Here is a 13,090-nt window from a genome sequence, read left to right on the forward strand (position 1 = left end):
GCACAACACCGATAGCTTCAACAAATTGTTGCGTGTTCGGATCGGGATGCACGGTCAACCGAACGGCATGGTGCGAAGGAGTCATCCTCGTGAACAGCCCGCACGACCAGCTCGCCGAGTACATCCAACAGGGCGTCATCCCCCCGTACCAGTACTCGTATCCGCCCCGCTCCACCTACCGGCCGCTCGACGAGGGCGCCTGGGACGTCCACGACGTGTGGGCGAGGGACCTGGCCAACCACCCGGTCCCGGAACTCAACCTGTATCTGCACGTCCCGTTCTGCCGCTACAAATGCGGGTTCTGCAATCTCTACACCGTCATCTCCACCGACGAGGACCTGTACGACGCCTACACCGACGCGCTCTGTACGCAGCTCCGCGACCACGCGGAGATCATCCGGGCGCGCCGGTTGCGGACCGTCTACATCGGCGGCGGCACGCCCGCACTGCTGTCGACCCGGCACTTCGAGCAGATCTTCGCCACCCTCGGCGAGATCTACCCCAACTGGCGTTCCACCGTCGAGGAAGTGGCCCTTGAGGCCACCCCGGACTCCATCGTCGCCGACCCCGACGGCTTCGGCCGACTGCTCGACATGGGGCTGACGCGCGCCAACATCGGCATCCAGTCGCTGGTCCCGCAGGAGATCCGCGAAGCGGGGCGGGGCCAGGCGGGCGAGGACGTCATCCGCCGGGCCGTCGAGATCGTCCACGAACGCGGACTGCCGGACCTGTCGACGGACCTGATCATGGGATTCGCGGGGCAGACCCCCGAGACCTGGCGGCACTCGGTGGACGAGCTGGCCAAGCTCGCCCCGACGACGATCTCCACCTACTTCCTCACGGTGCGACCGGACGCGTGGTTCTCCAGGACCGGCGCGTACCAGTACATGTGGAAGCCGGAGCTGTACGAGCGTTACGACTACGCCCGCGAGGTGTTCACCGCCCATGGCTACGTCCAGGAGGGCTCCGTCCGCTACAAGAAGCCCGGCCGCGGCGGGTACGTGCAGAAGGTCCTCACCTTCCACGGCGTGCCCCTGCTCGGCCTCGGTGTCGGCGCCCGCTCCTACAGCTCCGTCCTCGACTACATGACCGGCAGCGTCAAGCCGTCCCTCAGCGAGGTCGCCGACTACATCGAGAACGCCAGGGCCCACCGCCTCCAGCCCACGACGGGATTCGCCCTCACCCCGGAGGAGATCGTCCGCAAACGGCTCGTGCTCGACACCTTCGACCTCGACCTGTCCGAACTCGACCGCTTCGGCCTGGACGCGATCGCCCCCGAGGTGGACCGAATCCTCGACGCGGCCCAGGCCAACGGCTTGATCCACCGCGTCGGCCCGCGCCGCGTCCAGCTCACACCCAAGGGCTTCAAGTACCGCGACATCTTGTCCTGGATGTTCTACTCCGACCACGTCAAGAAGCTCGACCGCGAGTACTACGAGGGCCTCCACGAGGTCAACACACGGGCACGCAAGAACATGGGGACGCCGGTGCGGATCACCGGTATCGGCACCGCGCGGGAGACGGTGTGAGCGACCTGTTCATCGCCGCGGGCGGCGGCGGGGACCCCGTGGGCACCGCGATCACCGCGGCGACCGTGGGTCGCGTCCTGACCGGCACACCCCTCGGCGAGACCACGATCGCCACGTACGCCTGGGAACGCCTCGAAGTCGACCCCACCCCCGGTCCGCTCGGGGCCGTGCACTTCGCCGGCCTCGCACACCATGCGGGCATGTCGGTGATCGCCCCCACCACGCGGCCGATCCCGCCCGCCGGCTCCACTCTGCCCGCCCTGGCGGCGGACCTGCCGGCACGCCTGGCCCTGCTCGACCCGTGGCAGGGGCTGCCGGCACTGGCCGAACAGATCCGACGCCTCGCGGACACCGGACACGACCACGTCCGCATCGTCGACGTCGGCGGCGACATCCTGGCGCACGGCGACGAGGACACCCTGTGCAGCCCCCTCGTGGACGCCCTGGTCCTCGCCGCCTGCCGGCTCGCAGGGGTGCCCGCCACCGTGTACGTCGCCGGGCCCGGAGCCGACGGGGAGATCCCCCAGGCCGACGTACTGGACCGGCTGGACGGCGACGCTCTCACCCCGCACGCGCAGGACGTGGCCGCGGTCCGCGCAGCCCTGTCCTGGCACCCCTCGGAAGCCTCCGCCCTGTTCGCGGCGGCCGTCGACGGCGTACGCGGACCGATCCGTACGGTGAACCACCTCATCCCGCTCACGGACGCGTCCGCCCGCATCCACTCCGCCACCCTGGACGATGCCCTCGCCCACAACACGGTCGCCGCCCACCTGCTCGGCGTACTGCCGCCGACCCTGGAGGCCGCCGCCGACCTCTCGGCCAAGCTCACGCAGATCCATGAGCTCGACCGAGAGCGCGTCGCGGCAGCGGAGCCGTCGGCACCCGCCCGAGCCGCGCTGCCCTGGACCGAACCGGCCGCATGGGAGGCGATACGTGACGTGGCACGGGGCGCCCCGCACGTCACTCTCCGATTCGCCGCCCTCGCTCTTGGCTTGAGCTGGCGTCAAATCCCATCCCTACGCGCTCTGTTGGGTGCGCGGGGTCCGGTGCTGGCCGTGGCCTGAGGCGGGCGCACGATTCGGCGTCGCAGCGCGTAGCGGCGCCGAATCGGCGGAACAGGTCGCGGTATTTGATAACTCACCGGCATACGGCCGTACTTAACTGTCAAAACGCACCCAAACAGGACGCTCTCGGCAGGGAGTCGTGAAGGTTTTCAGGCCGATGTGACTTTCCCCATTGCGCCGCCCGAACGGTCCCGTGAGTCTCTCGTGGAACATGCGTCCGAAGAACTGTTATCCCGGGCTCACCGATCGATCTCCCAAGTATCGGACAGCATCGTTCGGCGTCGAGGACAGGGAAGTTTTGATGAGTGCAGAGCGCAACGCGGAGTCGGTGGCACTGGTGGTCGCTGCCCGGGGCGGCGAGCCGGCGGCTCAGGACGCCCTGGTCAGCGCGTACCTCCCGTTGGTCTACAACGTCGTGGGGCGGGCGCTGAACGGCTCGGTCGACGTCGACGACGTCGTGCAGGAGACGATGCTGCGCGCCCTCGACGCGCTGGGCGGGCTGCGTGCTCCCGAGAACTTCCGTTCCTGGCTCGTCGCCATCGCGATGAACCAGGTGCGGGCGCACTGGCATGCCCGGCAGCCGGTCCCGGGCGGAGTCGAGGAGGCCGAGGATCTCGCGGATCCGGGCGCCGACTTCGTGGACCTGACCTTGATGCAGCTCCAGCTGTCCGGACAGCGCATGGAGACCGCACGGGCGACCCGCTGGCTGGAGCCCGACGACCGGGGGCTGCTGTCGCTGTGGTGGCTGGAGTGCGCCGGCGAGCTGACGCGGGCCGAGGTCGCCGAGGCCCTGGAGCTGTCGCCGCAGCACACGGCGGTCCGGGTGCAACGGATGAAGGCCCAGCTGGAGGCGGCCCGCGTGGTGGTGCGGGCCCTCGACGCACGGCCGCGCTGCGAGGAACTGCAGGGTGTGCTGGCCTCCTGGGACGGCCGGCCCTCGGCGCTGTGGCGCAAGCGAATAGCCCGGCATGCCCGTGGTTGCTCCCATTGCTCCGGTTTGTGGAGCGGTTTGATGCCCGCAGAGGGGCTGTTGGCCGGTCTGGCGCTGGTCGCCGCGGCACCCGCGCTGCTGGAGAGCGTGCTCTCCGCCGCCGGCGGTATGGCTCTGGCCGGCTCGGCGACCCAGCTGAGCGCGTCGGGAGGCCACGGCAGGTCGGGCCGGGGAGCCGGCGCCCGGTCCGCCTCCCGTACCGAGGCGCGGCGACGCCGCCGCAACCGCCGCCGGGCCGTCGGCGGCGCAGTCGTGGCGGCGTGCGTGGCGGGCGGCGCCCTGTGGTACTTCGACACGGACCCCGGATCCGGCAAGGAGGAGACGGCCGCCGCGGGGACCCCCGGCGCTCCCGCCGCGGAGCTCTCGGAACCGAGCCCCATCGACACCTCCCCGTCGGCGTCGAAGTCGCCGTCCCCGTCCGCATCGCCCTCGAAGAAGGCGAGCCCCTCCAAGTCGTCCCGCCCGACGAAGAAGAGCGCGCCGGACCCCCGGCCCTCCAGCCGGCCGACCCGGACCGCGACCAGCACCCCGCAGACACAGGCGGCCCCGTCGGGCGCCGTCGCGCAGGTGGTCGCGCTGGTGAACAAGGAGCGTTCGGCGGCCGGCTGCGGTCCGTTGTCTGAGGACTCCAAGCTGAACCAGGCCGCGCTGCGCCACTCCGAGGACATGGACGCCCGCGACTTCTTCGACCACACCAACCCGGACGGCGCCGACCCCGGGCAGCGCGTCACCGCCGCGGGCTACACCTGGTCCACGTACGGAGAGAACATCGCCCAGGGTCAGCAGACGCCCGAGGCGGTGATGGAGTCCTGGATGAACAGCCCGGGCCACCGTGCCAACATCCTCAACTGCTCGTTCAAGGACATCGGCGTGGGCATCCACAGGGCTTCCGGCGGCCCGTGGTGGACCCAGGTGTTCGGCGCCAAGCAGTAAAGCCGAAGCCGAAGCCGTGACCGAAGCCGGGGCCGGCGGCAGCGTCCGTGCCGCCGCCCGTCACAGCATGACGTGCTTGACCTGCGTGTAGTCGAGCAGGCCGGTCATGGAGAGGTCGCTGCCGTACCCGGAGTGGCCCACGCCGCCGTGCGGCATCTCCGACACCGTCGTGCCGTGGGTGTTGACCCAGACGATGCCGGTCCGCAGCGCACGGCTCGCACGCATCGCCCGGTCGTGGTCGCGGGTCCAGACGCTCGCGGCGAGTCCCTGGGTGACCCCGTTGGCCAGGCGGAAGGCCTCGGCCTCGTCGGTGAAGGGCTGGACGGTGACGACCGGCCCGAACACCTCGCTGCGTACGATCTCGTCCTCCTGCCGTACCCCGGCGACCACCGTGGCCCGGTGGAAGTAGCCGGGGCGGGGCAGCGCGGAGCCGCCCGTGACCACCTCGGCGTGGTCGGGCAGCCGCTCCAACAGGCCGCTGACGCCCGCCAGTTGAGCGGCGTTCGCGAGCGGCCCGAAGTCGGCGTGCTCGTCGTCCGGGGCGCCGGGCAGCAGTCGGGCGGCCCGGTCGGCGAAGAGGCCCAGGAAGGTGTCGTGGATCCGCCGGTCGACCAGGATCCTGGTCGCGGCGGTGCAGTCCTGGCCCGCGTTGTAGTAGGCCAGTGACGACAACTGCTCGACCGCGTCGTCGAGATCGGCGTCCGCGTGGATCAACACCGGCGCGTTGCCGCCGAGTTCCAGGTGCAGCCGCTTCAGGTCGGCGGCTGCCGCGGCGGCGATCTGCTGTCCCGCGCGGACGCTTCCGGTGACAGCGACAAGTCGGACGTGCGGATGGGCGACGAGGGAGCGTCCGGTGTCACGGTCGCCGCACACGACGTTGAGCACGCCGGGCGCCAGATGCTCGGCGGCCAGCCGGGCCAGGAGCATGGCCGACGACGGGGTGGTGTCGGAAGGTTTCAGGACGACCGTGTTGCCGGCGGCCAACGCGGGGGCGACCTTCCACACGGCCATCATCAGCGGGTAGTTCCACGGGGTGATCTGAGCGCAGACGCCGACCGGCTCGCGCCGCAGCACGGAGGTGCGGCCCGGCGTGTACTCCGCGGCGGCGGCGCCCGGCAGATTGCGGGCGGCTCCGGCGAAGTACCGCAAGACGTCCACGATCGCCGGGAGTTCGTCGCCCAGGAACAGAGCGCGCGGCTTGCCCGTGTCGGCCACTTCGGCGCCCGCCACCGCACCGGCCTCCCTCTCCAGGGCGTCGGCGATGCGCAGCAGTGCGGTCTGCCGCTCGGCCGGAGTCGTCAGCGACCAGCCGGCAAAGGCTTCCTCGGCCGCCCGGCAGGCCGCGTCCACGTCCTCGGCGCCGGAGAGCGGCGCCGTGCCGTGCAGGAGTCCGGTGGCCGGGTCGATCAGCCTGAGGGTGGCGCCGGACGCGGCCGGCACCTCCTTTCCGCCGATGTGGTTGAGGACGTTCGCGAGGTCGTCGGTGTCAGCCACGGCGCAGCGCCTCCTCGGCGGCGGCGCGGCCGGTGCGGACGGCGCCCTCCATGTATCCGGCGACCCACTGGTCGGAGCCGCAGACGTAGAACGGCGGTTCGTGCGTGCCGTGCAGCGGACCGACGGCCATGACCTCGCCCGGCGGCCACTGGGTGACGTATCCCTGGGTCCACGGGTCGGTGCCCCACAGCCGCAGATGGCAGGCGGCCGGCCGCAGTGCCTCGTCGCCGAACATGCCGGCGATCTCGGCGAGCAGTTCGGGCGTGCGCAGATGAGGTGGCGTCCCGAGCAGGACGCCGTAGCGCTCGGGCGGGATCAGGGCCGACAGGACACCCTCGTTCTGCGGCCAGGTGCTGCCCAGCACCCCCTCCGCCTCGGACAGGCCGTTCAGGTCGGCGTCCCGCCAGAAGGGGCGGTCGTAGACGGCGGCGAACTTCGCGGCCGTCGCGTGGCGTTGCCGGTGCAGGGAGGCGAGCCGGGCCTCGCTGACTCCGCTGATGGCGACATCCCGCAGCGGTCCGACCGGCAGTGCGCTCACCACAGCCGGCGCGGTGAGTACCTCGCCGGTGACCAGGCGTACGGCGCATCGGCCCGGGCGGATGTCCAGAGCGGCGACGGGCGAGCCCAGCCGGATGCGCGGGCCCAGTTCACGGCCCATCACCTCGGCGAGCGTCGCCGAGCCGTCCGCGAGCCGCAGTCCCTCCCAGTCGTCGTAGTCGTAGTCGCCCTTACCCGTTCCGGGCACCGCAGCGCTCTTGCGCAGCGCTGCCAGCAGCGAGATCCGCTCGTACGAGCCGCCGGCCAGAGCGAGTTGGCCGATCTCCCACAGCCGTACGACGGCAGGAGAGGCCTGCCGGGAGCGCAGCCAGTCGGCCACGGACAGCCGGTCCAGGTCACTCGCGTCGGGATGAGACCACGGGTCGTCGGGGTCGACCGTGGCGGCGAGGGCGCCGAACTCCGCGCCGAGCCGCTCGTGCAGGGCCGCGTCGCCGGCGCCGAACCAGTGCGGGGGATCGCCGGCCGAGCTGCCCTCCGGCGTGGCACGGGTCATGCGGCCGGGTTCGGCGACATAGCTGGGCACCAGCTCCAGGCCGAGTTCCTTGGCCAGTTGCAGGTACGCGGTGTGGGCATGGCCGACCACTTCGCCGCCCAGCTGGACGAAACGGCCGTCGGGGGTATGGGTCTGCTCGACCCGGCCGCCGACGCGGTCCCGGGCCTCCAGGACGAGCACGTCGGTGCCGGCGGCGGCCAGGTCCCGGGCGGCACTCAGGCCCGCCAGACCGGCGCCGAGCACGATCACGTCGTGATGCATCAGCTTCGCTTTCGTGACAAGAGCTCGTACGACAGAGCTGGTGAAGAGACAGCTCTGTCGTACGGCAGAGCTCGTGAAGTGACAGAGAGTCAGGCGAGGACCAGACAGTGCTCGGGCCGCCAGCCGAACTCCACCGTCTCGCCGCCGCTCCAGCGGTCCTCCATGCGGGCTCGGGCCGTGTTCTGCTCCAGCACCGACAGCGTGACGCCCGGGGCGAGTTCGATGAGGTAGGTCGTGGTCGGGCCGCTGTAGACGGTCTCGCGGATCACGCCGCTCAGCATCGACATGCCCGGCTCGAAGTCCGACAGCCAGATCTTCTCGGGGCGCACGGACACGCTCACCGCGGTCCCGTCCACGATGTCGGAGCGGGGGCCGACGGGCAGGGCGGGCCCCTTGTCCAGGGTCACCTCACCGCCCCGGTAGGTGCCGGTCATCAGGTTGGAGGTGCCCATGAAGGAGGCGACGAAGCCGGTGGCGGGGTGCTCGTAGATGTCCTCGGGAGTGCCGCACTGCTCGATGCGGCCCGCGTTCATCACGGCGATCCGGTCGGACATGGTCAGCGCCTCGTCCTGGTCGTGGGTGACGAAGACGAAGGTGATGCCGACCTCGCGCTGGATCTGCTTCAGCTCCACCTGCATCTGCCGGCGCAGCTTCAGGTCGAGGGCGGCGAGCGGCTCGTCGAGGAGGAGGACGGCCGGACGGTTGACCAGCGCCCGGGCCAGGGCGACGCGCTGCCGCTGCCCGCCGGAGAGCGTACGGGGCCTGCGGTCCGCGAAGCCGGCGAGCTGGACCAGGTCCAGCATCTCCCCGACGCGCTGCCGTATCTCGGTCTTGGCGACGCCTGCGCGCTTGAGACCGAAGGCGACGTTGTCGGCGATGCTCAGGTGATCGAACAGGGCGTAACTCTGGAAGACCGTATTGACGTTGCGCTTGTTGGGCGGCAGCGCCGTCACGTCCTCGCCCGCGAGCAGCACCGACCCCTCGGTGGGGTCGCTGAACCCGCCGATCATGCGCAGCGAGGTGGTCTTGCCGCAGCCGGACGGGCCCAGCAGGGAGAAGAAGTGGCCGGCCTCGATGTCGAGGTCCAGGTGGTGCACGGCGTAGGAGTCGGCGAACTGCTTGGAGACGCCGTCGAGCCGGACGGCGGGGGTCGCGTCCATGGAAGTCACTCCCCGGAGAGGATGTCGAGGCCGCCGCGGCGGCCGAAGAGGCGCGGGATGAACAGGGCCAGGGCGATCAGGGCGATGGATCCCGCGAGCATGAGCGTGCCGACCGCGTTGATGGTGGGCTGCACCCCGAAGCGGATCGCCGAGTAGATCCGCACCGACAGCGGCTGCGGGTCGACGCCGGTGGTGAAGTAGGCGAGCACGAAGTCGTCGAAGACCAGCGCGAAGATCAGTACGGCCGCGGCGAGGACGGCGGGCAGCAGGGCCGGCAGCGTCACCAGCCGGACCGCCTGCCAGCGGGTGGCGCCGAGGTCCATCGCGGCCTCCTCGACCTCCGGGTTCAGTGCGGCGACCCGGGAGCGCAGGATGACCGTGACGTAGGAGATGGAAAAGGTGATCTCGGCGAGCATCACGGTGCCGGTGGACAGCGGTATGCCCAGCCCCTTGAACAGCAGCATCGATGCCACGCCCGTGACGATCTCCGGCGTGATCAGCGGAACCAGCATGATCAGCCCGGCCAGCGAGCCGAGCCGGGTGTGAGACCTGACCAGACCGAGGGCCAGCGCCACCCCGAGGAGCACCGAACCGGCCATCGCCACCAGGGAGATACGCAGGCTGGTGCCCAGGGAGGCGATGAGGACGTCGTCGTGGACGAAGGCGCGGTACCAGCGGAGGCTGAAGCCGTCGAACACGGTCAGCGACTTCTGAGAGTTGAAGGAGAACAGCGCCACCACCGCGATGGGCAGATAGAGCAGCGCGAAGAACAGCCCGGTGACGGCGATGAGACCGCGTGGCCTGCGGCCTGCTCGGCCGCGCCGCGTGCGGGTCCGGGCCTTCGGACGGGCCGCCGGGGTGGTGGCGGTCGGCAGTTTGAGCAGGGTCATCCTCGGGCCTCCGCCTCGTCCTTGCGGGTACGCCGCAGATAGCCGAGCATCCCGATCAGCAGGACCAGCATCAGCAGCATGGTGAGCGCGGAGCCCAGCGGCCAGTTCTGGCCCTGGAAGAACTTGTCCTGGATGAGGTTGCCGATCATGATCTGGTCCGGGCCTCCCATGAGCTGTGCGCTGACGAAGTCGCCCATGGCGGGCAGGAAGACCAGGACGAGCCCGGCCGCCGCGCCCTGCCGGGTGGCGGGCAGGGTGACGAAGAAGAAGGTGCGTACCGGGCCGCCGTACAGGTCGCGGCCGGCCTCGATGAGGGAGACGTCGAGCCGTTCCAGGGCCGCGTACAGCGGGATGATCATGAAGACGACGAACCCGTAGACGAGTCCCGCGACCACGCCGAGGCCGCTGTTGAGGATCTTCGTGCCGCCGTCGGCGATCCCGACCGCGCGCAGCGTGCGAAGCACGGGCCCGTCGTCGGAGAGGACCACCGACCAGCCGTACATCCGCACCAGGTAGTTGGCGAAGAACGGCACCACGATCGCGGCGATCAGCGCGTGCTTGTACCGCCCGCCGTACAGGGCGATCGTGTACGCCACCGGATAGGCGATCAGCAGAGAGATCAGGCAGGTCAGCAGGGCGTAGCCGAGGGAGCGGGCCATGACCTCGGTGTAGGCGGGGTCCGCGAGCGCACGTATACCGGCGAGGCTGAAGCCGAAGCGGGGGTTGCCCAGTTCGTCGGTGGTGCCGACGGCGAGGACGCCGACGAGGACCAGCGAGGCGATCAGGAAGCCGGTCATCCAGAGGGTGCCGGGCAGCATGAGCCAGGTCCAGATACGGGTGCCGTTCGCGTTCGGGCCGCGGCGCCGGCTGCGTGAGGAGGGGCGGGGCAGTGCCATGGATCAGCCCGCCTTCACATGGGTCCAGGCGGCGTCGCGGGCGTCCTCCGCCGCGCTGCCGCCGTTGCGGAAGAACACGTCGGCCTTCAGGTCGTCCTGGGTGACCAGGCACTCGGGGAAGGGCTCGACCAGGTCGGCATAGGTCTTCTCGGTGCCCGCGACCGGCATCGGGTAGCCGATGTACTCGATGTTCTTCTTCACGTTCTCCGGCCGCAGCATGTAGTCGATGAACAGCATCGCGGTGCCGGGGTGCGGGGCGTTCCAGGGGATGGCGTAGCAGTCGGAGTTGATCGGCGTGCCCTCCTTGGGGGCCTGGAACCCGAACACGGCGGGGTCGTCGGCCTGGTTGAGCATGGCGGCCATGTCACCGCTCCACGCCTGCTGGATCAGCGCGTTGCCGTTGAGGAGGTTGTTGTAGCTGTCGCTGGAGAAGCCGCGCAGCCGTGGCCGCAGGGTGCCCAGCAGGGAGGTGATGCGGTCGAGGTCGCCGGTGTCGCCGGTGCTGACGTCGAGACCGAGGGCGAGGGCACCCATGCCGAGGACCTCGTCGCGGTCGTCCAGCAGGAAGACCTTTCCCTTGGCCCGGTCGCTCCACAGGTCCCGCCAGGAATCGGTGAGCTCACCGATCTTGTCGCGTCGCCAGCCGATGCCGGTCTTGTACGCGGTGAACGGGATGGTGTGTGCGGAGCCGGGGTCGTACCAGGGATCGGCGAAGTACGCGTAGGCGCCGAAGATGTCCCGCGAGTGAGCGAGCTGGGAGTGGTCGATACGGCGCAGCCGGCCTCCGCGGACCAGCCGCTGGGCCCACTTGGCCGTGGGGAAGATGATGTCGTAGCGGTTGCCGGCGTTGAGCTTGGCGACCATGCCTTCCATCGAGTCGAAATTCGACTGGATGACCTTGACGCCGTACTCCTTCTCAAAGCCCTTGAACACGGACGGGTCGACGAAGTCGGCCCAGTTGAAGTAGACGAGATCGCCGTCGACGCGCGCCTTCACGGGCGCCAGCTGTTCGGCGTCGGGCGTTTTCGCGGGCATGAACCCGCAGCCGCCGGCCGCGGCGCCCAGCAGGCCGCAGGCGCCCGCCCGTAGAAAGGCGCGGCGGGATGGCGGTGTTGCCTCGGGGGACATGAACGTCCTCTCCGTCGAGGAACGGCACAACTCCAGGGCGGGACCGGCTGGTCGGCTCACTTGGGGCCCTGATTCCGCAGTGAAGACCGGTCTGGGGAGGGTGCGTGCGCGCGTCAGACTGCGCGCGATAAGGCGGCACGCAGGCCTACGGCCGCCTCGTGCGGATGCGGCGGACGCGCCGCGCCGAAGGGCGTCACCCGGCGTCCCCCTCCAGGTCCTCCCGGACCCGGCGGGCGAACCAGCCGACGGCGACCTCGCGCTGCGACAGCGGACCCGGCTCGAAACCGGGGGTGCGCATACCTGCCTGCACGCGCTCCACGAGCTCGGCGTCCTCGTCGTTGGTGACCCAGCCGATGTGGATGTTGATCCGACGGGCCAGCCGGGTGCGGACGCTCTCCCCGTGCCGGGTGTAGAAGCCGCCCGGAATCGCCGCCCGGTCCTGGGCGGTCGGCAGGGCGGTCCACGCGAGCACGTGGTCAGGGTAGAAGTCGATGAGCGTATTGGGATAGATCACGGCGTACCGCCACACCCTCCGGTCGGCCTCGGTCAGCCCCGGCATCGGGGTCGCCAGCCGCTGGTAGAGCCGCTCGGTCCAGTTCGAGGACGGCTTGTCACGCAGCGGGGACTCGAAGAGTACGTAGTTCTCCTGCACGTCCACCGTGTACGCCTGGTAGTCGAGCAGTCGCATGAGGGAGGGATGCGCCACCGGGACGTGGTAGCCCTCCAGATAGTTGTCGACGATCACCTTCCAGTTGGCGTTCTGCTCCTCGCCGTCCGAGACGTCGTGGATACGGTGCTTGCCGACCGGGACCAGGCCGGGCCCGGCGTAGCGGCCGACGGCCTCGGCCAGCCCGGCGCAGCTCTCGGCGAGCGGGGTCGCCTCCATGTCCAGGTTGACGAAGACGAAGCCGAGGAAGGACTCGACGTTGACCGGGTGCAGCCCGAGCCGGGGCTTGTCCAGGCAGGGGATCCGACGGGCCTCGGGGGCTCCGACCAGCCGTCCGTCCAGCTTGTAGGTCCAGCCGTGGTACGGGCAGCGGATGGCCTTGCCCGACGGCTCCGGCTCGGTGACCAGGCGGGTGCCGCGGTGCCGGCAGACGTTGAGGTGGGCGGCGAGTCCGCCGTCCTCTGTGCGCACGACCAGCACCTCACGGCCGGCGGCGGTGGCGGTCAGCCGGGCGCCGGGGCCGGGGAGGTCGGACTCGTGACAGACGAGTTGCCAGGACTTGGCGAAGATGCTTTCGGTCTCGGCCTCGGCGATGGCCGGATCCGTGTAGTAGCGGGCGGGCAGGGCTTCCCCGGGGTGATCGAGGGGCGACGGGGCCGGCTGTGGCGACTCCGGCGGGGGAGCGGAGACGGTGTCTGCCCGTGTGGTCGAGGGATGCATTGGGGTCCTCCTCCGCGCCGCTGCGGCGGCGATGGGCGGTGAGGGTGAGGTCCGGTACCGACGGCCGGTGGTGCGCCAGGTCTGCACGATGCAGGGCGCCGGACCAGCCGCAATCCGGCTAACTGATTGGTTAGTCAGAGTGGGACCATCGAGGTGCCAAGTCAAGACTTGTGGGCTGACTAATTAGTTAGTTAGTCTCCTGGCAGGCGGATGGCCCGGGACCCGCAGACCAATGCCCGGGCGCACACCGCAAGCCCGCGGACCCCGTCCTGTCCCGATCCGGACACCCCGCACAGCTCCCGCCCC

At 70.4% G+C, this 13,090-nt stretch carries 10 protein-coding genes; 3 read left to right on the forward strand and 7 right to left on the reverse strand.

The features are described 5' to 3' along the window. The first annotated feature begins 89 nt into the window (after positions 1–89). The 3 genes from OHT51_RS38930 (at position 90) to OHT51_RS38940 (ending at position 4,517) form a co-directional block, all read left to right on the forward strand. Positions 90–1,529: a coproporphyrinogen-III oxidase family protein gene (locus tag OHT51_RS38930; RefSeq protein WP_328883608.1), complete on the forward strand. Its 1,440-nt coding sequence runs from the start codon at positions 90–92 to the stop codon at positions 1,527–1,529. Continuing rightward, on the forward strand, positions 1,526–2,593 hold the full coding sequence (locus OHT51_RS38935) for a DUF1152 domain-containing protein (RefSeq protein WP_328883609.1): 1,068 nt from the start codon (positions 1,526–1,528) through the stop codon (positions 2,591–2,593). The genes OHT51_RS38930 and OHT51_RS38935 overlap by 4 nt, the downstream gene beginning before the upstream one ends. Positions 2,594–2,894: 301 nt before the next feature. Continuing rightward, on the forward strand, positions 2,895–4,517 hold the full coding sequence (locus OHT51_RS38940) for a sigma-70 family RNA polymerase sigma factor (RefSeq protein WP_328883610.1): 1,623 nt from the start codon (positions 2,895–2,897) through the stop codon (positions 4,515–4,517). A gap of 60 nt (positions 4,518–4,577) precedes the next feature. On the opposite strand, the gene OHT51_RS38945 is transcribed toward OHT51_RS38940, so the two are convergent. From OHT51_RS38945 to OHT51_RS38975, 7 genes are all read right to left on the reverse strand, one after another. Then, positions 4,578–6,011: an aminobutyraldehyde dehydrogenase gene (locus OHT51_RS38945; RefSeq protein WP_328883611.1), complete on the reverse strand. Its 1,434-nt coding sequence runs from the start codon at positions 6,009–6,011 to the stop codon at positions 4,578–4,580. Next, positions 6,004–7,323 (reverse strand): flavin monoamine oxidase family protein, encoded by a 1,320-nt coding sequence (locus OHT51_RS38950; RefSeq protein ID WP_328883612.1) that lies wholly within the window; start codon positions 7,321–7,323, stop codon positions 6,004–6,006. Before OHT51_RS38950 ends, OHT51_RS38945 begins: the two co-directional genes overlap by 8 nt. Positions 7,324–7,412: 89 nt before the next feature. Further along, the gene (locus OHT51_RS38955; protein ID WP_328883613.1) at positions 7,413–8,483 is read right to left on the reverse strand and encodes an ABC transporter ATP-binding protein; all 1,071 of its coding nucleotides are present in this window, start codon (positions 8,481–8,483) and stop codon (positions 7,413–7,415) included. A gap of 5 nt (positions 8,484–8,488) precedes the next feature. After that, positions 8,489–9,373, reverse strand: coding sequence for an ABC transporter permease (locus OHT51_RS38960; RefSeq protein ID WP_328883614.1), 885 nt, complete (start codon positions 9,371–9,373; stop codon positions 8,489–8,491). Next, complete coding sequence (locus OHT51_RS38965; RefSeq protein ID WP_328883615.1) at positions 9,370–10,269, reverse strand: ABC transporter permease; 900 nt, start codon at positions 10,267–10,269, stop codon at positions 9,370–9,372. The genes OHT51_RS38960 and OHT51_RS38965 overlap by 4 nt, the downstream gene beginning before the upstream one ends. Positions 10,270–10,272: 3 nt before the next feature. After that, positions 10,273–11,397 (reverse strand): polyamine ABC transporter substrate-binding protein, encoded by a 1,125-nt coding sequence (locus OHT51_RS38970; RefSeq protein WP_328883616.1) that lies wholly within the window; start codon positions 11,395–11,397, stop codon positions 10,273–10,275. Between the two features lie 193 nt (positions 11,398–11,590). After that, on the reverse strand, positions 11,591–12,784 hold the full coding sequence (locus OHT51_RS38975; protein ID WP_328883617.1) for an aromatic ring-hydroxylating oxygenase subunit alpha: 1,194 nt from the start codon (positions 12,782–12,784) through the stop codon (positions 11,591–11,593). Between the last annotated feature and the right edge of the window lie 306 nt (positions 12,785–13,090).

This window comes from Streptomyces sp. NBC_00299, assembly GCF_036173045.1.
GTDB classification, from domain to species: Bacteria; Actinomycetota; Actinomycetes; order Streptomycetales; family Streptomycetaceae; genus Streptomyces; species Streptomyces machairae.